The sequence below is a fragment of the Microbacterium sp. LWO12-1.2 genome (genome assembly GCF_040675875.1).
Classification (GTDB): domain Bacteria; phylum Actinomycetota; class Actinomycetes; order Actinomycetales; family Microbacteriaceae; genus Microbacterium.
This window is the reverse complement of record NZ_JBEGII010000001.1, coordinates 1,087,593-1,106,649: the sequence shown is the minus strand read 5'-3', so window position 1 is coordinate 1,106,649 and position 19,057 is coordinate 1,087,593. Positions and strand designations below refer to the sequence as shown.

Annotated in this window: 21 protein-coding genes; 5 read left to right on the top strand and 16 right to left on the bottom strand. The window is 67.5% G+C overall.

The annotated features are described in order from the left end of the window. Positions 1 to 25: 25 nt before the first annotated feature. From mutM to MRBLWO12_RS05175, 6 genes are all read right to left on the bottom strand, one after another. Positions 26 to 889 carry a bifunctional DNA-formamidopyrimidine glycosylase/DNA-(apurinic or apyrimidinic site) lyase gene (gene mutM, locus MRBLWO12_RS05200; protein WP_363553359.1) on the bottom strand — a complete coding sequence of 288 codons (864 nt, stop codon included), beginning with the start codon at positions 887 to 889 and terminating at the stop codon, positions 26 to 28. Next, entirely contained in the window at positions 882 to 1,574 is a 693-nt protein-coding gene (gene rnc, locus MRBLWO12_RS05195) for a ribonuclease III (protein ID WP_363553357.1), read from the bottom strand. The genes mutM and rnc overlap by 8 nt, the downstream gene beginning before the upstream one ends. 17 nt (positions 1,575 to 1,591) lie before the next feature. Further along, the gene (gene rpmF, locus MRBLWO12_RS05190; RefSeq protein ID WP_017830754.1) at positions 1,592 to 1,801 is read right to left on the bottom strand and encodes a 50S ribosomal protein L32; all 210 of its coding nucleotides are present in this window, start codon (positions 1,799 to 1,801) and stop codon (positions 1,592 to 1,594) included. Positions 1,802 to 1,803: 2 nt separating this feature from the next. Then, positions 1,804 to 2,298 (bottom strand): YceD family protein, encoded by a 495-nt coding sequence (locus tag MRBLWO12_RS05185; RefSeq protein ID WP_363553355.1) that lies wholly within the window; start codon positions 2,296 to 2,298, stop codon positions 1,804 to 1,806. Between the two features lie 135 nt (positions 2,299 to 2,433). Then, positions 2,434 to 2,931 (bottom strand): pantetheine-phosphate adenylyltransferase, encoded by a 498-nt coding sequence (coaD, locus tag MRBLWO12_RS05180; RefSeq protein WP_363553353.1) that lies wholly within the window; start codon positions 2,929 to 2,931, stop codon positions 2,434 to 2,436. 54 nt (positions 2,932 to 2,985) lie between these two features. Beyond that, positions 2,986 to 5,166, bottom strand: coding sequence for an ATP-dependent DNA helicase RecG (locus tag MRBLWO12_RS05175; RefSeq protein ID WP_363553351.1), 2,181 nt, complete (start codon positions 5,164 to 5,166; stop codon positions 2,986 to 2,988). A gap of 61 nt (positions 5,167 to 5,227) precedes the next feature. On the opposite strand from MRBLWO12_RS05175, the gene rsmD reads away from it, so the two are divergent. Continuing rightward, positions 5,228 to 5,866, top strand: a complete 639-nt coding sequence (gene rsmD / locus MRBLWO12_RS05170) for a 16S rRNA (guanine(966)-N(2))-methyltransferase RsmD (protein WP_363553350.1) — start codon at positions 5,228 to 5,230, stop codon at positions 5,864 to 5,866. Here rsmD and thiL read toward each other — a convergent pair. Then, entirely contained in the window at positions 5,836 to 6,831 is a 996-nt protein-coding gene (thiL, locus tag MRBLWO12_RS05165; RefSeq protein ID WP_363553348.1) for a thiamine-phosphate kinase, read from the bottom strand. The two genes, rsmD and thiL, sit on opposite strands and share 31 nt — an antisense overlap. Before the next feature lie 23 nt (positions 6,832 to 6,854). On the opposite strand from thiL, the gene MRBLWO12_RS05160 reads away from it, so the two are divergent. Next, positions 6,855 to 7,337, top strand: a complete 483-nt coding sequence (locus tag MRBLWO12_RS05160) for a DUF3515 family protein (protein ID WP_363553346.1) — start codon at positions 6,855 to 6,857, stop codon at positions 7,335 to 7,337. A gap of 46 nt (positions 7,338 to 7,383) precedes the next feature. Here the strand turns inward: MRBLWO12_RS05160 and MRBLWO12_RS05155 are convergent, their stop codons facing one another. The 6 genes from MRBLWO12_RS05155 to leuC all read right to left on the bottom strand — a co-directional run bounded on the left by MRBLWO12_RS05155 (position 7,384) and on the right by leuC (position 13,747). Continuing rightward, positions 7,384 to 8,466 (bottom strand): D-alanine--D-alanine ligase family protein, encoded by a 1,083-nt coding sequence (locus MRBLWO12_RS05155; protein ID WP_363553344.1) that lies wholly within the window; start codon positions 8,464 to 8,466, stop codon positions 7,384 to 7,386. Continuing rightward, positions 8,372 to 9,505, bottom strand: coding sequence for an NAD(P)H-dependent glycerol-3-phosphate dehydrogenase (locus MRBLWO12_RS05150; RefSeq protein WP_363553342.1), 1,134 nt, complete (start codon positions 9,503 to 9,505; stop codon positions 8,372 to 8,374). The genes MRBLWO12_RS05155 and MRBLWO12_RS05150 overlap by 95 nt, the downstream gene beginning before the upstream one ends. Then, entirely contained in the window at positions 9,495 to 10,259 is a 765-nt protein-coding gene (locus tag MRBLWO12_RS05145; RefSeq protein WP_363553340.1) for a lysophospholipid acyltransferase family protein, read from the bottom strand. Before MRBLWO12_RS05145 ends, MRBLWO12_RS05150 begins: the two co-directional genes overlap by 11 nt. Beyond that, complete coding sequence (murA, locus tag MRBLWO12_RS05140) at positions 10,256 to 11,623, bottom strand: UDP-N-acetylglucosamine 1-carboxyvinyltransferase (RefSeq protein WP_363553338.1); 1,368 nt, start codon at positions 11,621 to 11,623, stop codon at positions 10,256 to 10,258. Before murA ends, MRBLWO12_RS05145 begins: the two co-directional genes overlap by 4 nt. Before the next feature lie 67 nt (positions 11,624 to 11,690). Further along, positions 11,691 to 12,287, bottom strand: a complete 597-nt coding sequence (gene leuD / locus MRBLWO12_RS05135; RefSeq protein ID WP_363553336.1) for a 3-isopropylmalate dehydratase small subunit — start codon at positions 12,285 to 12,287, stop codon at positions 11,691 to 11,693. Positions 12,288 to 12,289: 2 nt separating this feature from the next. Continuing rightward, the gene (gene leuC / locus MRBLWO12_RS05130) at positions 12,290 to 13,747 is read right to left on the bottom strand and encodes a 3-isopropylmalate dehydratase large subunit (RefSeq protein WP_363553334.1); all 1,458 of its coding nucleotides are present in this window, start codon (positions 13,745 to 13,747) and stop codon (positions 12,290 to 12,292) included. Positions 13,748 to 13,935: 188 nt separating this feature from the next. On the opposite strand from leuC, the gene MRBLWO12_RS05125 reads away from it, so the two are divergent. Both MRBLWO12_RS05125 and MRBLWO12_RS05120 read left to right on the top strand, forming a co-directional pair. Then, complete coding sequence (locus MRBLWO12_RS05125) at positions 13,936 to 15,231, top strand: O-acetylhomoserine aminocarboxypropyltransferase/cysteine synthase family protein (RefSeq protein WP_363553332.1); 1,296 nt, start codon at positions 13,936 to 13,938, stop codon at positions 15,229 to 15,231. Then, the gene (locus tag MRBLWO12_RS05120; RefSeq protein WP_363553330.1) at positions 15,228 to 16,541 is read left to right on the top strand and encodes an LLM class flavin-dependent oxidoreductase; all 1,314 of its coding nucleotides are present in this window, start codon (positions 15,228 to 15,230) and stop codon (positions 16,539 to 16,541) included. Before MRBLWO12_RS05125 ends, MRBLWO12_RS05120 begins: the two co-directional genes overlap by 4 nt. A 21-nt stretch (positions 16,542 to 16,562) precedes the next feature. On the opposite strand, the gene MRBLWO12_RS05115 is transcribed toward MRBLWO12_RS05120, so the two are convergent. Then, on the bottom strand, positions 16,563 to 17,060 hold the full coding sequence (locus tag MRBLWO12_RS05115; protein WP_363553328.1) for a DUF427 domain-containing protein: 498 nt from the start codon (positions 17,058 to 17,060) through the stop codon (positions 16,563 to 16,565). A 36-nt stretch (positions 17,061 to 17,096) separates the two neighbouring features. Between MRBLWO12_RS05115 and MRBLWO12_RS05110 the strand changes: the two genes are divergently transcribed. After that, positions 17,097 to 17,693 carry an LON peptidase substrate-binding domain-containing protein gene (locus MRBLWO12_RS05110; RefSeq protein ID WP_363553326.1) on the top strand — a complete coding sequence of 199 codons (597 nt, stop codon included), beginning with the start codon at positions 17,097 to 17,099 and terminating at the stop codon, positions 17,691 to 17,693. Here MRBLWO12_RS05110 and MRBLWO12_RS05105 read toward each other — a convergent pair. Together MRBLWO12_RS05105 and MRBLWO12_RS05100 are read right to left on the bottom strand one after the other, a co-directional pair. Further along, entirely contained in the window at positions 17,656 to 18,006 is a 351-nt protein-coding gene (locus MRBLWO12_RS05105; protein ID WP_363553324.1) for a DUF2834 domain-containing protein, read from the bottom strand. The genes MRBLWO12_RS05110 and MRBLWO12_RS05105 overlap by 38 nt on opposite strands. Before the next feature lie 12 nt (positions 18,007 to 18,018). Further along, positions 18,019 to 19,026, bottom strand: a complete 1,008-nt coding sequence (locus tag MRBLWO12_RS05100) for a TerC family protein (RefSeq protein ID WP_363553322.1) — start codon at positions 19,024 to 19,026, stop codon at positions 18,019 to 18,021. Between the last annotated feature and the right edge of the window lie 31 nt (positions 19,027 to 19,057).

Here is a 19,057-nt window from a genome sequence, read left to right as displayed (position 1 = left end):
CGAACCGCCAGGTGTCCTGATGCCGTCAGCGCTTCCGCTGACACCGGCGGCAGAAGTGCGAGCCGCGGTTCATGAAACTCTCACGCACGATCGGCGTTCCGCAACGCGGGCAGGGCTTCCCCTGCTGTCCGTACGCGTTGAGCGAGTGCGCGAAGTACCCGGCCTGACCGTTCACGTTGACGTACTGGGCGTCGAAGCTCGTACCGCCCTCGGCGAGAGCCTTCAGCAGCACCGCCCGCACTTCGGCGAGCAGGCGGCGCACGGCCTGCGTCGACAGAGCGTTCGCCGGTGTCTCCGGATGGATGCGCGCGGCCCACAGTGACTCGTCCGCATAGATGTTGCCGATGCCGCTGACGACGGCCTGGTCGAGCAGCACCCGCTTGATCGCGCTGGCGCGGCGAGCGAGAGCTGCGCGGAATCCGGAGTCGTCGAAGGCGACATCGAGCGGGTCCCTGGCGATATGCCCGACCTGAGTGGGGATCTGCGATGGCCCGTCCGTGATGAGGGAGTCCACCGCGAGCGAGCCGAACGTGCGCTGATCCGAGAACACCACGGCCAGCTCGCCATGCACGGGATGTTCGAGATGGATGCGGACGCGCTCGTGCCTCTCTGCGACAGCGTCGGGCGCGCGCAAGAGCATCTGCCCGCTCATGCCGAGGTGGGCGATCAACGCCGTATCCGCCGTGTCCAGCGGCAGCCAGAGAAACTTGCCTCGTCGTGCGGCATCCGTGAACGTGCGGCCCTCGAGGCGCGCGACGAAGTCGACGGCGCCGGCCGGGTGCCGGGTGAGAGCGCGCTCGTCGAAGACGCTCACGGCCGTGATCACCGAACCGACCGCCGCGGGAGCCAGGCCCGCTCGGACCACTTCGACTTCGGGGAGTTCAGGCACGCTCGTTGAGCAGGCGCCAGGCGCTCAGAGCCGCAGCCATCTCCGCCGTCTTCTTGCTGCTGCCCTTGCCGGTCATGCTGACGTCGCCGACGGTGACCGTCGCAGTGAAACGGCGATCATGGTCCGGCCCGCTCGCCTCGATGGAGTACTTCGGCGGGGTGGCGCCGGTGCGCGCCGCGAGCTCTTGCAGGCTGGTCTTCGGGTCCATCGCCGCGCCGTAGCGCTCAGGATCCGCGAGCAGAGGTTGGGTCAGACGCAGCACCAGTTCCGTGGCGGCCTCGGGACCGGCCGACAGGTAGGTCGCTCCGATCACCGCTTCCATCGTGTCGGCGAGGATCGAGTCCTTGTCGCGTCCACCGGTCTGTTCCTCGCCGCGACCGAGCAGCAGGTGGCTGCCCAGGTCGATGCCACGAGCGACCTCAGCGAGGGCAACCGTCGACACGACGCTGGCGCGCCGCTTGGCGAGTTCACCCTCGTCGAGTTCCGGATGCGTGGTGAACAGCATCACGGTGACGGCCTGTCCGAGCACCGAATCGCCCAGGAACTCCAGACGCTCGTTGTGCGGGACACCGCCGTGCTCGTACGCGTAGGAACGGTGAGTGAGGGCCAACCCCAGAAGCTCCGCGTCGATGTCGACGCGGAGCTTAGTCGGGAGAGGCCTTGTCCCCCCGGGGACCTCCGTCACGATCTGAGTTTCGAGACTCAGACGTCAGCGACCTTGCGGCCCTTGTACTCGAGGAAGAGCTCAGTGCCCTGCGAGTCCGTGACGACCTTGGCCTGGTGAGGACGGCTGTAGACGACCTGGCCATTCTCGATGGTCTTGACGAGGGCGACGGGGGCCGCCTTCCACTGCGCGCGGCGCGAGCGGGTGTTCGAACGGGAAACCTTGCGCTTCGGGGGGTTACCAGCCATGACTAGCTCTCTTCTTTCTCGGCGGCGCGGCTTGATGCCTTGCCGTCTTGGTCTGTGATCTGCTGGAGCGCACTCCATCGAGGATCGATGGGAGCTGCCTGCTCCGTTCCGGTGCTCACGGCCAGTCGTTCGCCCGTTTTCGGGTCGAGACCCGGGCAATCCGGCTGACACACCGGCTGAAAAGGAAGTGCCAATACGGCCGCTTCCCTGACGAGAGTTTCAAGATCCACGTGGTCGTCTTGAACCTCGAAGTCAGTTTCTTCCTCACCAGGATACGCGAAAAGCTCCTGGAACTCGACTTCGACGGGCCGGACGATGTCAATCAGGCATCTTCCGCACACTCCGACGTACTCGCCTTCCGCTGAGCCCGTGACGAGAATGCCCTCGTGGACCGACTCCAGACGCACGTCCAGGTCGATCTCGGAACCTGCTTCGAAGGAGACGATGCCCTCACCCCACTGTTCCTTGAGCGTGATCGTGAACTCATGCTCACGCATCTCACCAGGACGTCGGACGATGTCTCGGGCGGGGAGGACGAAGGGGCCGTTCAGTCGAGATCGCACTCGACCATGCTACCGGCTCGCCCTGAACACGGGCCGGGGACGGCGAGACGGCGGGACGGACCCACCGGATCAGAGTCCGCGGGCGCCTGTGTCGAGGAACGATGCCACTGCGGGGGGCACGAACGGCGAGACGTCGCCGCCGAGGGATGCGACCTGTCGCACGAGGGAGCTCGACACCAGTGCGTGCGCAGGATCCGGCAGCAGGAACACCGTCTCGATATCGGCCAGGTGGCGGTTCACGATCGCCATCGGCGATTCGTAGGCCACATCGATCTGCGAGCGGATGCCCTTGACCAGGACACCGGCGTTGACATCACGCGCGTAGTCGACCAGAAGCCCCATGCTCCAGGAGCCGATCACGATGTTGCCGGGCATCCCGTCCTCAGCGATCGACTGCTCGAGCAGCGCCAGCCGCTGGGCGATCGGAAGCATGGCCTCCTTGCCGGGGTTGTGCACCACCAGCACGTGGAGTTCATCGAAGAGGATCGCGGCCCGACGGATCACGTCGAGGTGACCCAGGGTCGGCGGATCGAAGGAACCCGGGACGACGGCGATCCGGCTGCTCATGCGATCCAGCCTAGGGCACGTCCGATCACGACGAGTCGACGCGGTAACGCAGCGTCAGTTCTTCGCGAGGGCGGCGCGGTCGGCGTCGGTGACTCTGCGTGCGATCGCATCGCGCAGGCCGGGGTGTCCCTCGAGCGAGGGATCATGCGCGAGGATCTCCTCGCCGATCTCCCGAGCCCGCGTGATGAGCGCGGCGTCCTTCACGACACGCAGCAGCTTGAGCGAAGAGCGCACACCCGCCTGAGCGGCGCCCAGCACATCGCCCTCGCCACGCAGTTCGAGATCTACCTCGGCCAGCGCGAAACCGTCGAGAGTCGCCGCGACCGCCTCGACGCGGTCGCGAGCGAGCGTGTCGGACTCCGCTTCCGTCACAAGCAGGCACAGCCCCGGTACACCGCCACGACCGACGCGACCACGGAGCTGGTGCAACTGCGACACACCGAAACGGTCGGCATCGAGCACGATCATCGTCGACGCGTTCGGCACATCGACTCCCACCTCGATCACCGTCGTGGCGAGCAGAAGGTCGATCTCTCCCCGCGCGAACGCCTGCATCACGGCGTCCTTCTCGTCGGACGGCATCCGACCGTGGAGCACGGCGCGCCGAAGCCCGCCGAGAGTCGGATGCGTGGCGAGGACCTCATCGAGCTGCACGACGCCCCACCGCGGACCGTTCCCGCCTTCCGGAGCGAGAGCAGGGGCTGCGGGTTCCGCCGCTTCTGCGGTCTTCTTCGCGGTGTCGATCGCGGCGCACACCGCGAAGACCTGACGGCCTTGTGCGATCTCCTCTGCCGCACGTTCCCAGACCCGGTTGAACCACCCCGGGTGCTCGGCGAGCGGCGCGACGAACGACTGGATGCCTGCGCGACCCGCGGGCATCGTGCGGATGACCGAGGTGTCGAGGTCACCGAAGACGGTCATCGCCACGGTGCGCGGGATCGGCGTGGCGGTGAGCACGAGGGCGTGCGGACTCGAGCCCTTCGCCCTGAGCGCTTCGCGTTGCTCGACGCCGAAGCGGTGCTGCTCGTCGACGACGACGAGGCCCAGATCGGCGAAGGTGGTCTTCTCCCCCAGCAGCGCGTGGGTTCCCACGACGATGAGCGCCTGACCTGACGCCACACGCAGCGCGGCTTTGCGCCGTTCGGCCGCCGGCATCTGACCCGTCAGAAGTGTCGGCATCACGAGCGGCGCGAGCTGCGGCCCGAGCATCTTCGCGATCGACCGGAGATGTTGTCCGGCCAGCACCTCAGTGGGGGCGATCAGAGCTGCCTGTCCCCCACTCTCGGCCACCTGGAGCATCGCCCGCAGCGCCACGAGCGTCTTGCCGGAGCCCACCTCACCCTGCACCAGCCGATTCATCGGCCACGCGCCGACCAGGTCGTCGGCGATCTGCGCGCCGACGGTCTCCTGGTCGGGTGTGAGCGTGTAGGGCAGAGCAGCATCGAAGCGTTCGAGGAGACCGCCCGGTGTCGCGGTGCGCGGCGTCGCTGACAGCGCACGCACGGCATCGCGCTGCTGCAGGAGAGCGGTCTGCAGCGTGAGCGCCTCGTGCATACGCAGCGTGCGCACGGCCGGATCGATGTCGTTGCGCGTGCGCGGCCGGTGGATCCGTTCCAGGGCCTCCGGCGCGGTCAACAGCTCCTCCTGCACGCGCACGCCATCGGACAGCGGATCGGGAACCGTGTCGAGATCATCGAGCACCCGGCCGATCAGACGGGCGATCTGCCACGTCTGGAGGGTCGACGTCGCCGGATAGATCGGGATGGGGACGGCCGCTCGTGCATCCGCCGTGCGTCGGGCGGTGTCTTCGTCATCGAAGAGCTCGTACTCCGGATGCGCGAACTGGGTGACGTTGTTGAACATCCCGACCTTGCCGGAGAACACCCCTCGACGCCCGACCGCGAGGTCCTTCGACCGCCACTCGGCCGCGCCGATGTTCTTCGCGAAGAACATGAGAGACATGCGACCGATCCCGTCGCCGATCACGACGTCGACCATCGCGCCAGGGCGATTGCGCATGCGTCGGAAGCTCGAGGAGAGCACCTCGGCGACGATCGTGACGGTCTCGCCGATCGGTAGATCGCGAATCGGCGTGAGCTCTCCCGGATCGGCGTAGCGTCGCGGGTAGTGCGAGAGCAGATCTCCGACGGTCTTCATGCCGAACGCCCGATCCAGAGTCTTCGCCGGGGCCGCGCCGAGCGCGTCATCCAGCGACGAATCGAGCGTGAGCGACATGCTCCGAGTCTAGAGAACCTCACCGACACCCCGAGTACCGGGGCTGTCGTATCGTGATCAGGTGACGAGGATCATCGCAGGCCGCGCGGGCGGCGCCAGGCTCGACGTACCCAGCGCCGGTACGCGTCCGACCAGTGACCGTGTGCGGGAGTCTCTGTTCGGTTCGCTGGACTCGGCGGATGCGATCGACGGCGCCCGCGTCCTCGACCTCTACGCGGGTTCGGGCGCGCTGGGCTTGGAGTCCCTCAGCCGCGGAGCAGAGAGCGTCGAGCTGGTGGAGCAGAATCGTGCCGCTGCTGCCGTCATCCGTCGCAATGCCGCCGCTGTGGCGCGGGCCGGCGGCTTCCCTGTTGCCCGCGTGCACGAGAGCGCGGTGCGGGCGTACCTGCTGCGCGCCACGGGGACCTTCGACCTCGTCTTCACCGACCCGCCCTATGACCTCGGCGACGAGGCGATGAATGAGGACCTGAAGGCCCTCGCTCCCCTGCTGTCAGCACATGCCGTGGTCGTCATCGAGCGCGCCAAGCGATCCGCAGTGCCGGACCTCGCCGCTGCGGGACTCGAGCTCCTCCGCGAGAAGAACTACGGCGACACGACCCTCTGGTGGGCGAAACCGCTCCCGTCAACTGATGCGACAACGGCGCAGGATGACGACTCTGACGCGGCGGATCAGCCGGAGACCGAGTCCCAGTCTCGATAGGGGTCCCATCCGACGACCTCGACCGGCGCCTCATCGCACAAGACACTGTCCGCTCCTCGCGGGCGCACTTCACCGATGATCCGGAACCCTGGGGGTAGCACGCCGTCCGGGAAGGTCGCGAGCAACGCGTGATCCTCGCCACCCATGAGAGCGCGGTGAGGATCGTCGCCGAGCGTTGCACGACGCAGAGCGAGCGTCACGCCCGAAGCGGTGGCCAAGCGCCCTGCGTCCAGCGCCAGACCGTCGGAGACGTCCATCATCGACGTCGCTCCGGAGATCGCGGCGATGCGCCCCAGACCGATGGGAGGGGCAGGACGCAGCTGTGCGCTGAGCGCGGCGCTCTCCCCCGACGCAAGGCGTGCCGGGTCGACCGGCACCGGCGAGCCGTCTTCGCGGAACTTGTCGAACAGGATCGACAACCCGTGCGCGGCATGTCCGAGCTCGCCCGCCACCGCGACCGCGTCGCCGGGTCGCGCGCCGGAGCGGGTCACAGCCTCCCGTCCTTCCAGATCGCCCAGTGCGGTGACCGCGACCGTGAGCACGTCAGACGTCGTCAGGTCGCCGCCGACGACGGCGCAGCCGGGAGCGAGCGCCGCACAGGCGTCGCGGAAGCCGTCGGCGAGACGCTCGACGAACGACAGCCGAAGATCCCGTGGAATCGCCAGCGCGACGAGGAGCGCAGTCGGCTGTGCGCCCATCGCGGCGATGTCGGCGAGGTTGACCGCCGCGGCCTTCCACCCCAGGTCGTAGCCGCTGGTCCAGGCGAGGCGGAAGTCGGGGCCGTGGACGAGCGTGTCGGTCGTCGCCACCACACTGCCCGAAGGCGCGGCGATCACGGCGGCGTCATCACCCGGTCCGAGGATCGTGTGCGTCGCAGGTGCGGTGCGCGAGAGGATCGCGTGCAGGATGCGTCCTTCGGAGAGGTCGCCCAGGCGTGGATCATCGGCTTCGGGTCGGGAGGGCATGCTGTCAAAGGTAGCCTGGAAGCATGCCCCGTATCCGACGTCTCGCTGCCGCAGGGAGTGCGGTGATCGTGGCCGCCTTCCTCGCCGGATGCTCGACCACGGTGCACATCGAACCCGCCGACGATGCGAACAACCCGGCATGTGCTGCGGTCTCCGTGCTGCTTCCGGACAACCTCGCCGGTTTCGACCGGGTCTGGACGGACGCCCAGGCGACAGGAGCCTGGGGGGACCCCACGATCGTGCTGCGTTGCGGCGTCGAACCGCCCGCGCCCTCGACGCTCAACTGCACGACGCTCGGCGGCGTCGATTGGCTGGTCCTCGACCAGGAGGAGAACCGCCAGCGTCTCATCACCTACGGACGCGACCCCGCGATCGAGGTCAACATCCGCCGCGGCGAGGAGATCGACTTCGCCACCGTGGTCGACAAGCTCTCGTCCAACATCCAGTCGGGACTCGCGCCTGCCACGGCGCACTGCACCGACCGCGTCGAGACACCCGCCAGCTGACGTAGACCCGCCCGGGCGCGAACCGCGTTCTCGCCCGGGCGCACCGTCAGCGGCGCAGACCCGCCTCGATCAGTTCCGAGATCAGATCGCCGTAGCTCAGCCCCGACGCGACCCAGCACTTGGGGAACATCGAGATCGGCGTGAAGCCCGGCATCGTGTTGAGTTCGTTGACGACCAGCTCGCCGGCGGCGGTGAGGAACATGTCGACACGAGCGAGTCCTCGCCCGTCGACAGCCTCGAAGGCGCGGATGCCGGCCTCCTGGATCGCCGACACCTCGGCCTCGGTAAGCTCAGCCGGGCAGACCACATCGACGCCATCTCCCCCAAGGTACTTGCCCTCGAAGTCGTAGAAACCGCGCGAGGTCAGCACGATCTCGCCCGGAAGGGAGGCGCGTACGCCCTCTGCAGTCTCCAGAACGGCGACCTCGATCTCGCGGCCGACGACGCCGGTCTCGATGAGCACCTTGTCGTCCTCGGCGAAGGCCAGTGCGAGTGCGGCATCGAGCTCTTCGGGCACGGCGACCTTCGACACTCCGACGCTGGAGCCCGCACGCGCGGGCTTGACGAAGAGCGGAAGGCCCAGCGCCGCGGCATCCTCGCGGATCGTCTCAGCGTTCTCGGCCCAGTCCCGCCGACGCACGGTCACCCACGGTGCGACGGCGATTCCTGCCGCCTGGAGCGCGATCTTCATGAAGTGCTTGTCCATGCACAGCGCGGAATCGAGCACACCGCCGCCGGCGTAGGGAACCTCGAGAGTGTCGAAGTACCCCTGGATCGTGCCGTCTTCGCCGTGAGTGCCATGCAGGATCGGCAGCACGATGTCGATCTCGCCGAGTCCCTCGACGGTACCGTCGGTGTGCACGACGCGCAGCGTGCGGTCGCCGCCGGGCTCGGGCCAGCGCACGCGGCTGCCGTTGTCGACGACCTCCGGAAGATGCTCGGCGTCGAGGGGGAACTTCGCGGGGTCATCATCCTCGAGGACGAAGGCCCCTTCCCGGGTGATCCCGATGGGGATCACGTCGTAGCGGTCGCGATCAATCGCGCCCAGCACGCCCCCCGCCGTGGCGGAACTGATCGAATGCTCGCTGGAGCGTCCTCCGAAGAGCACCACCACCGTCTGCTTGTCCATGGTTGGTCCTCTCACCCTGGGGGGTGTCGTCGTCCGTCGTCAGGTGGGGTGCGATGTCACGGGGATCCATCTTCCCGTCCAGCACCATCTTCACCTGCTCGACGATGGGCATGTCCACTTCGGACTCGCGCGCGAGCTGCAGGATCGGCGCCACGGACGCGAGGCCCTCGGCTGTCTGCTGCATCTGCTTCACGACGTCCTGGAAGCTGTATCCCTGGCCGAGCAGGCGCCCAGCCGTGTTGTTGCGGCTGAGCGGCGACTGGCAGGTGGCGATCAGATCACCCAGTCCCGCCAGCCCCTGGAGCGTCTCGGGGTGAGCTCCGTTCGCCACCGCGAAGTCGGTCATCTCCACGAGTCCGCGGGTGATGATCGATGCCTTGGTGTTCTCGCCGTAGCCGACACCGTCGACGATGCCGATCGCCACCGCGATCAGGTTCTTGAGTACGCCGCCGAACTCGGTGCCGATCACGTCGGTGTTCACGAACGTGCGGAAGTAGTTGTTCCGCGCCGCTCGCGCGACGATCTCCGCCGTCTCCTGGCTCCGTGAGGAGATGACGGCGGCCGTCGGCTGCTCGCGGGCGATCTCCAGCGCGAGGTTCGGTCCTGAGGCCACCGCGATCCGGTCGGGATCGCAGCGCAGCTCCTGCTGGATGACCTGGCTCATGCGCAGCCCCGTGCCACGCTCGACGCCCTTCATCAGGCTCACGATCTTCGCGTCGCTCTCGGAGAGCAGCGGCCGCAGCGCCTTGAGGTTCTCGCGCAGCGACTGGCTCGGCACCGACAGGTAGATCTGCTCGGCGCCCTGCATCGCGGTCGCCAACTCGTGAGTCGCCGCCATCGTGCGGGGCAGGTTGATGCCCGGGAGGTAGCGGGAGTTGCGCTTGGCTTCGTTGATCTCCTGCGCCAGCTCGGCGCGGCGGGCCCACATGGTCACCTGAGCGCCACCATCGGCGAGGATCTTGCCGAACGTGGTTCCCCAGCTGCCCGCGCCGATCACGGTCGCCCGGGGACCGACGGGCGCGTTTCTCTTAGGAGTCAAGACGACCCGTCTCCTTCTGACCATGGCTCGTGGGGTTCCAGCGTTCAGCCGGCGCCTTCTCGTCGCGCAGCTCTTCGAGCAGCGCGGTGATCGCGTTCATGAGCCGGTTCGTGGCCTCGTTGAGAGCGGACTGCTCGCCGGCACGCCCGCGGAGATCGGACACGTCGACAGGATCCCCGATGATGACCTGCACGGGTTTGCGCAGCGGCCAGAGGCTGAGGCCCTTCTGGTAGCGACCCATGATCTCCTGGGTACCCCACTGGGCCATCGGGATGAGCGGGATGCCGTCCGCGAGCGCCAGACGGACCGCGCCGGACTTGCCGCGCATGGGCCACAGCTCGGGGTCGCGGGTGAGGGTTCCCTCGGGGTACACGATCACGCCGCGGCCATGCTCCACGAGTTCAGCGGACTGCTTCATGGTCAGCTTCGCGGATGAGGCCGATGAGGTGCGTGCGACCGGGATCATGCCCGTGCGCCGCAGCACCCAGCCCAGGACGGGAACCTTGAACAGGCTCTCCTTGGCCATGAACCGTGGAGCGCGCCCGATCCGCCACACCGCAAGGGCGACGATCAGCGGGTCGAACTCCGAGTAGTGATTCGGTGCCAGCACGAACGCGCCGGTACGCGGAAGCTTCTCCGCGCCGGTGACCCTGACCTTCGCGATCAGCGAGACCAACGGGACGACGATCGCCGCGACCGGCCAGAACAGGCTCGGCCGCGACTTCTCCCCCGAACCGGAAGACACCGGCGTCACCGGATGACGTCGAAGTCAGCGCCGACGGCGTCGAGCTTGGCGAGGAACTTCTCGTAGCCGCGGCTGAGGATGTCGACGCCCGAGACCTGCGACTCACCGGAGGCAGTGAGAGCGGCGATCACGTGGCTGTATCCGCCGCGCAGATCGGGAACGACGATGTCGGCGCCGTGCAGCGGCGTCGGGCCGGTGATGACCGCCGCCTGCTCCAGGTCACGACGCGGAACGCGACGGGGACCTGCCTGCAGGCCACGCGGGTGCACGACGATGTCTGCGCCCATCTTGACCAGGGCATCGGTGAAACCGAGCCGGTTCTCGTACACGGTCTCGTGCACCACGGAGCGTCCGTTCGCCTGGGTGAGCGCGACGACGAGGGGCTGCTGCCAGTCGGTCATGAACCCGGGGTGCACGTCGGTCTCGATGACCACGGGCTTCAGCTCGCCGTCACGACGGAAGAGGATTCCGTCCTCCTTGATGTCGAACCAACCGCCCGCCTTGCGGAAGACGTTGAGGAACGTGAGCATCTCCTGCTGCTTGGCACCGCCGACGAAGATCTCGCCGTCAGTGGCCAGCGCGGCGGAGGCCCACGACGCAGCTTCGTTGCGGTCGAAGATCGAGCGGTGGTCGTAGCCGCGGAGCTTCTCGACGCCCTCGATGACGATGACCCGGTTGGGCTCGTACGAGATGATGGCGCCCATCTTCTGCAGCACCGCGATGAGATCCATGATCTCGGGCTCGATCGCCGCGTTGCGCAGTTCGGTGACGCCCTCGGCACGGACCGCGGTCAGCAGCACCTGCTCGGTCGCGCCGACACTCGGGTAGGGCAGGTGGATGTTCGCGCCGTGCAGACGCGCACCAGGACGAGAGAGACGGATGCCGCTCGGAAGCTTCTCGACGACCGCACCGAACTTGCGCAGCGCGTCCAGGTGGAAGTCGATCGGACGGTCGCCGATACGGCATCCGCCGAGGTCGGGGATGAAGGCCTGACCCAGGCGGTGCAGAAGCGGACCGCAGAAGAGGATCGGGATACGGGAGGCTCCCGCGTGCGCGTCGATCTCCTCGAAGTGCGCGGATTCGACATCGCTGGGGTCGAACACCAGGGCGCCGGGCTCGTCTCCGTCGGAGACGCGGACGCCATGCACCTCGAGCAGAGACCGCACCACGGCGACATCACTGATCGCGGGGACATCGCGCAGCACGCTGACCGAGTCGCCCAGGAGCGAGGCGACCATCGCCTTGGTGGCGAGGTTCTTCGCCCCCTTGACGTCGACGCGGCCACGCAGCGGGCGTCCTCCTCGAATCGCAAGGACGTCTCCGGTGAGAGCGGGGACTCCGTCCGGAAGAGCATCGCGCACGGGTGTCGTCATTCGGAGCCTCACTTCATTCACGGAAAATCAGGGGCGGGTCGCCCCGAGGCCACCCGCCCCTTCCGTATCACTGCACGGGGAGGGTCCGGGGCCGCCACGACTCGCGACGGGCCTCGAACTGCGCGATCTTGTCTTCGTTGCGCAGTGTGAGCCCGATGTCATCGAGCCCTTCGAGGAGCCGCCATCTAGTGTAATCGTCGATCCCGATCTCAGCCTGGATGTCGCCGATCGAAGCGGTGCGCGCCTCGAGGTCGACCGTGATGCTCGCCCCGGGGACGCGGTCGATCTCGGCCCAGATCCGTTCCAGATCCTCTTCCGAGATGGTCGCGGCGAGCAGACCCTGCTTGCCGGAGTTGCCGCGGAAGATGTCAGCGAAACGCGGGCTGAGCACCACCTTGAAGCCGAAGTCGCGCAGCGCCCAGACAGCGTGCTCACGGCTCGATCCGGTGCCGAAGTCGGGTCCGGCGACGAGCACGGACGCTCCCTGGAAGACGGGCTGGTTCAGCACGAACTCGTCATCCTGGCGCCAGGCGTAGAACAGCGCATCCTCGAACCCGGTCTTGGTCACACGCTTGAGGAAGACCGCGGGGATGATCTGATCCGTGTCGACGTTGGAGCGCTTCAGCGGCGCTGCGATACCCGTGTGGGTCGTGAACTTCTCCATGATCAGGCCTCTTCTCCGATGGTGACGAGCAGATCGCCGGGGCTGGACAGCGTGCCGCGGATGGCGGTCGCTGCGGCGACCAGCGGGGAGACCAGGTGCGTGCGCCCGCCCTTGCCTTGGCGCCCCTCGAAGTTGCGGTTGGAGGTGGAAGCGCAGCGCTCCCCCGGTGCGAGCTGGTCGGGGTTCATCCCCAGGCACATCGAGCAGCCGGCGAACCGCCACTCCGCTCCGAAGTCCTTGATGATCTTGTCGAGGCCCTCCGCTTCTGCCTCCAGGCGTACGCGGGCGGATCCGGGGACGACCATGACACGGACGCCGTCCGCCTTCTTCTTGCCTTCGATGATCGAGGCGAACGCCCGCAGGTCCTCGATGCGGCTGTTCGTGCACGAGCCCATGAACACGGCATCGACGGGAACCTCTTTGAGAGGGGTGCCAGGGGTGAGGTCCATGTACTCCAGTGCCCGCTCGGCCGCTGCACGTTCGTTGGGGTCGCTGATGTCGGCAGGGTTCGGGACGGACGCCGACAGCGAGCTTCCCTGACCGGGGTTGGTGCCCCAAGTCACGAACGGCTCGAGCTGGTCGGCATCGATGAAGACCTCCGCGTCGAAAGTCGCGCCCTCGTCGGTCGGCAACGTGCGCCAGTAGGCGACGGCGTCATCCCAGTCCTGCCCCTTGGGCGCGTGCTGGCGGCCTTCGAGGTACGCGAACGTCGTCTCGTCGGGGGCGACCATGCCGGCGCGGGCGCCTGCTTCGATCGACATGTTGCAGATCGTCATCCGGCCCTCCATGGAGAGCGCACGGATCGCACTGCCGCGGAACTCGAGCACGTAGCCCTGTCCCCCGCCGGTACCGATCTTCGCGATCACCGCGAGGATGATGTCCTTCGCCGTGACGCCGGGACGCAGCGTGCCGTCGACCGTGATCGCCATGGTCTTGAACGGCTTCAGCGGGAGCGTCTGCGTGGCCATCACATGCTCGACCTCGCTCGTGCCGATACCGAACGCCATCGCGCCGAACGCGCCGTGCGTGGAGGTGTGCGAGTCGCCGCACACGACCGTGATTCCCGGCATGGTGAGCCCGAGCTGCGGACCGACGACGTGCACGATGCCCTGCTCGGCATCGCCCAGCGAGTGGAGCCGGACGCCGAACTCCGCCGCGTTGCGGCGCAGCGTCTCGATCTGCGTGCGGCTGGTCAGATCGGCGATCGGCTTGTCGATCTCCCACGTCGGAGTGTTGTGGTCCTCGGTCGCGATGGTCAGATCCACGCGACGCAGCGGACGCCCTTCGCTGCGCAGGCCGTCGAATGCCTGGGGGCTGGTGACCTCGTGGACCAGGTGGAGGTCGATGTAGATGAGGTCCGGCTCGCCGTTCTCGCCCTTCACGACGAGGTGGTCATCCCAGACCTTCTCGGCGAGCGTGCGGGGGCGTACGTGATCGGCACCTGATGCGGGGGTGTTCATTGCGTGTCTCCTGAAGCTGGCGGTTCGGCCCACGATGGACTCCGCGACGAGGAGGGGCTCAGAACGAGGTCTCGTCGCGGCCGCTAAGAAGGAGCACGATCCGCATGACGTCAGATTACCACCGCTTCAGCGCGGTGTGATCCGCCGTGACACTCTACTGAGACCTGCCCGATCCGAGAGGTATCCGTATGACCGCCGACTCCACCCACTTCGTCACCCGTGCGGTCCATGCCGGGCGCATCCGGGAGACGGCCACGTCGCGGGCCACTCCGATCTTTCTGACGGCGGGCTTCGAGTTCGACGACTTCGACCATGCGGCGGACCATTTCGGCACCGGCACAGGCTTCGGCTACACCCGCACGGGCAACCCGACGGTGCGCACCGTCGAGCGCCAGCTCGCGGCCCTCGAGTCCGGCGCGGATGCCGTGCTCGTCGCCAGCGGCCAGGCGGCCGTCGTCACGGCTCTCCTGACCGTCGCCGGTGCGGGCGACCACATCGTGAGCTCGACCCACATCTATGAGGGGACGCGTGGTCTGCTGCTCGACAACCTCGCGCGGCTGGGCATCGAGACCACGTTCATCGACGACATCGACGATCCGGAGGCCTGGCGCGCGGAGATCCGTCCGAACACGCGCGCGCTGTTCGCGGAGTCCATCGCGAACGCCAGGAACGACATCCTCGACATCAAGGCGATCAGCGCGGTGGCCGACCAGGCCGCGATCCCACTGATCGTCGACAACACCCTGGCCACTCCCTATCTGGTGCGTCCGCTGGAGCACGGAGCCGCGATCGTCGTGCACTCCGCCTCGAAGTTCCTCGCCGGGCACGGTTCCGTGCTGGGCGGCGTGATCATCGACGATGGTCGTTTCGATGCCGCGCGGCACGGGCACAATGCGCCGCACCTCGTCCTTCCCGGTCGCGGTGATCTGCCCAGCGTCGCGGCGCGCCACGGTGGCAACGCACGGATCGCCTACGCGCGGGAGTCCGTCGCGCCCCGTTTCGGCGCATCCCCCTCACCTCTGAACGCCTTCCTGATCGGCCAGGGCGTCGAGACCCTGGGTCTCCGCGTCGAGCGACAGTCGCGCAATGCCCTCGAGGTCGCCCGCTGGCTGGAGGCGCAGGACGAGGTCGAGAGCGTCGACTACGCCGGCCTGCCGTCCCACCCCGACCACGCCAAGGCCGAACACTACCTCCAGGGCGGATACGGGTCGATATTCACCTTCACGCTGCGCGGAGGGCTGCCGGCAGCGCGTCGTTTCGTCGAGAGCGTCGAGGTGTTCGTCCACATGACCCACATCGGCGACGTGCGCTCCCTGGTGCTGCATCCCGGCACGACCAGCCACGCCCAGCGCAGCGCGGAGGAACGCGAAGTCCTCGGCGTGCGCCCCGGCACGCTGCGCCTCTCGATCGGGATCGAGGACGTGAGCGATCTGATCGGCGACCTCGCGCACGTGCTCGCCCTGACCGAGGCCGCAATCGCATGAGCCGTCCGCAGCACTTCGGCTGGTTCCTCGCCCGCGGCTTCGGCCCGCAGGGCTGGGGCTACCCCTCGCTCGACTGGGACTACGACTGGACACGTCCCGAGATCTATCAGGAAGCGGCACGCACGCTCGAACAAGCCGGCTTCGACCTCGTCATCATCGAGGACAGTCCCTCGCTCGGGTCGCCCGAGACGATCGACATCCGTATCCGCCACGCGTTCGGAGGACCGAAGCACGATCCTCTCCTGCTCGCTCCGTACCTGTTCCAGGCGACGAAGCACCTCGGGGTCGTCCCGACCGTGAACCCTGCGGCCTCGCTGCCGTTCACCTCCGCACGCCAGTTCGCCACGCTGCAGCATCTGAGCGGACATCGCCTCGGACTCAATGTCGTGACCGACACCGGCAGTGCGCGGCACTTCTCGGATGCGCCGCAGCTCGATCACGACGCCGCCTACGACCGTGCCGAGGAATGGCTCGACGGCATCAGGGCGCTCTGGCACAGCTGGGACGACGGTGCCCTGCTCGCCGACCGTGACACAGACACCTACGCGGACGGCGCGAGGCTCCGACCCATCCGGCACCGCGGCGCGCACTTCGCGTTCGACGGTCCCCTCAACGCGCTCCCGTTCACCGACGGCGAGCCCGCCATCGTCTCCCCCGGCGGCTCCGGACGTGGGCTGGGGTTCGCAGGGGCGAACTCCGACGTGCAGCTCGCCCTGGCGCCCCTGCATGAAGCCTCCGTGCGCGCCTACCGCGCGAAGATCCATGACGCCGCGATCGCGAAGGGGCGGCGACCGGAAGACATCAAGGTCCTGTTCGCGATCCAACCCGTCATCACCTCGTCGGTCGAGGAGGCGGATCGGATCGTCGCCGCATCCGCGCAGCCCGATGACGAGGCACTCGTCCAGATCGCCCGGAAGCAGTCGAGTGACCTGGAGACGGATCTGACGTCGCTCGATCTCGACAAGCCTCTCGATCTGTCGATCTTCGGCGCGCACGTCTCTCGCGGCAGCATCCAGCGCCTCATCGGCGATCGTGGCGAGGATGCCCCACTGCGCGCCCACCTCACCGCGCTCGTTCGCGCCGGCCGCATCAGCGACCGCAGCGGGTTCGTCGGTACTGCGGAAGAGTTCGCCGATCTCGTCGAGGAACTGGGCGAGTGGGGGAACGACGGAGTACTGCTCTGGGGCGACTTCCATCCCGTGACACTGCACCGCACGCTCGACGAGCTCGTGCCGATCCTGCGCCGTCGCGGCATCCTGCGCCGCGACTACGTCGAGGGCGGCCTGCAGGCCAACCTGCGCGCATTCTGAGCCTGCGTACAGACCGGAGGACTACCAGCCCTGCGAGCCGGGCACACCTTTGAACGGTCCGACGACGGAGGACGTGACCCACCCGCCGTAGAACCCGCCCGGTTGCGGGACGACGACTTCACCGCCGACGGTGCACTCGTCCATGGGGCCGGCGTAGACGGCGACCATGTCGGCCAGCGTCTCGAACCCCGGCGACGGGTGCGGGTAGTTCCACGCCGCGCCCTCGCGCACGGCGACGCCGCCGCGCACATCGAAGTACCGCGCTGCGCCTTTGAACTCGCAGAAAGAGCTGCCGGGCGAATCCGCGAGCGCACCGGGAACGAAGTCGGCGATCGGAAGGTAGTACACGGGAGGATGGCTCGTCTCGAGCACGCGCACCGCGCCACCCGTGTCGACGATCACCTCGCCGCCGAGGCGGATGGTGACGCGCTCCGGTACCTGTTCGACCCGCGGTGGCCTCGGGTAGTCCCACACGGATTCCTGACCGGGAGCGGGGGTGATGGGAGTAGGCCTGCGCATCTGTTCACTGTACGTCGCACCGTGTTGACTGATGTCATGATCGCGATACCGATGTTCCCGCTCGGGTCGGTGCTCTTTCCGCACACCCCGCTCCCGCTGCGCGTGTTCGAGCCGCGATACCTCACCATGATCGGCCGGCTTCTCGACGAGGACGAAGCGAAGTTCGGTGTCGTGCTCATCGAGCGCGGCCACGAGGTCGGCGGCGGGGACCGGCGCACCAGCATCGGCACGATGGCGCGTCTCGTCAGCGTGGCCGCAGGCGCGGAGGTGCTGCACACCGTCGCAGTCGGCACCGAACGCTTCACCGTGGAGGAGTGGTTGGACGACGATCCCTATCCCCGGGCCGAGGTCACGCCACTCCCTGAGCTCGCGTGGACTGACGCACTCGCCCCTCTGCGTACCGAAGCCGAGGCGATCGTGCGGCGCACCCTCGCCCGCGCACCCGAGGCGCGATGGGATGCCGGCACCGAGCTGTCCGATGACCCGCTCGCCGCGGCGTGGCAGCTCGCTGCGATCGCTCCGCTCGGTGAATACGACCGATACACCCTGCTCCGGTCGACCACAGCAGGGTCGCTGCTGCGTCAGGTCATCGATCTCACGCTCGAGGCGGAGCTGCTGTGGTCAGCCGAGTGACGTGCCGCTGGCGCATCGCCAAGAACAGCGGAAAGGTGAAGGCGAACGCCGTCAGACCCGACAGGACCACGTAGAGCCAGCCGTGTCTCATCCCGAGGCGTCGCGCCTCGACGATGACGAACACGCTGCCCGCGATCGCCACGACGAGCAGATCGACCGTGATCGACGACACCGCCGGGCCGCTGGTGACCAGATCGCCGAGGAAGTCCGTCATCTGCGTGATCGCCAGAAGGTTGAACGCCCATGTCCCGATGAGCCCGGCTACCGCCAGCACGAGATAGACGAGGGCCAGGGGCGTCCAGTGACGGGTCATGGCGCCATGATCTCACTCGACGATGGCTGCGGTGTTCCTCTCCGCGCGCTTCTCACGAGAGGAAGCGATCAGGCTGGCGACGGTCGCGCCGACCATCGCCACGAGGATGACCGTCAACGACATCCAGATGGGGATGTCGGGAGCCCACTCGATGTGCTCGCCTCCGTTGATGAACGGCAGTTCGTTCTCGTGCATGGCGTGCAGGATGAGCTTGACACCGATGAAGCCGAGGATGATCGCGATGCCGTAGTGCAGGTAGCGGAGCCGATCGAGCAGATCGCCCAGCAGGAAGTACAGCTGGCGCAGCCCCATCAGCGCGAAGATGTTCGCCGTGAAGACCAGGAAGCTGTTGTGCGTGATGCTGAAGATCGCGGGGATCGAGTCGATCGCGAACATCAGATCTGTCACACCGATCGCGACGAAGACGATGATCATCGGCGTCCACATGCGCTTGCCGTCGACGACCGTGCGCAGCTTGTTGCCGTCGTACTCCTCGCTGATGTCGATGCGTCGGCGCAGCAGGCGGACGATGAAGTTCTCGCGCTGCACCTCGCCGTCGTGGTCGCCGTCCGGCATCGCCTGGCGGATCGCGGTGTAGATCAGGAAGGCACCGAAGATGTAGAAGATCGGTGAGAAGTTCTCGATGATCGCGACGCCGAGCAGGATGAACAGCCCGCGCAGTACCAGGGCGATGATGATGCCGACCATGAGCACCATCTGCTGCAGTCGCCGCGGCACGGCGAACTGAGCCATGATCAACACGAAGACGAAGAGGTTGTCGATCGAGAGGCTGTACTCCAGCGCCCATCCGGTGAGGAACTCCCCGGCGTACTGGCCGCCCGCGAACAGGTACAGCAAGCCGGCGAAAACCAGCGCGAGGCCGACGTAGAACGCGACCCACAGTGTGGACTCCTTGGTCGACGGGATGTGCGGCCGAAGGCGCACGAGCATCAGGTCGCCGATGAGGATGAGCACGAGGACGACGAGCGAGCCGACTTCGAACCAGACAGGAATGTTCACGCGCGCACTGCGCCTTTCGAGAAGGGTCGAT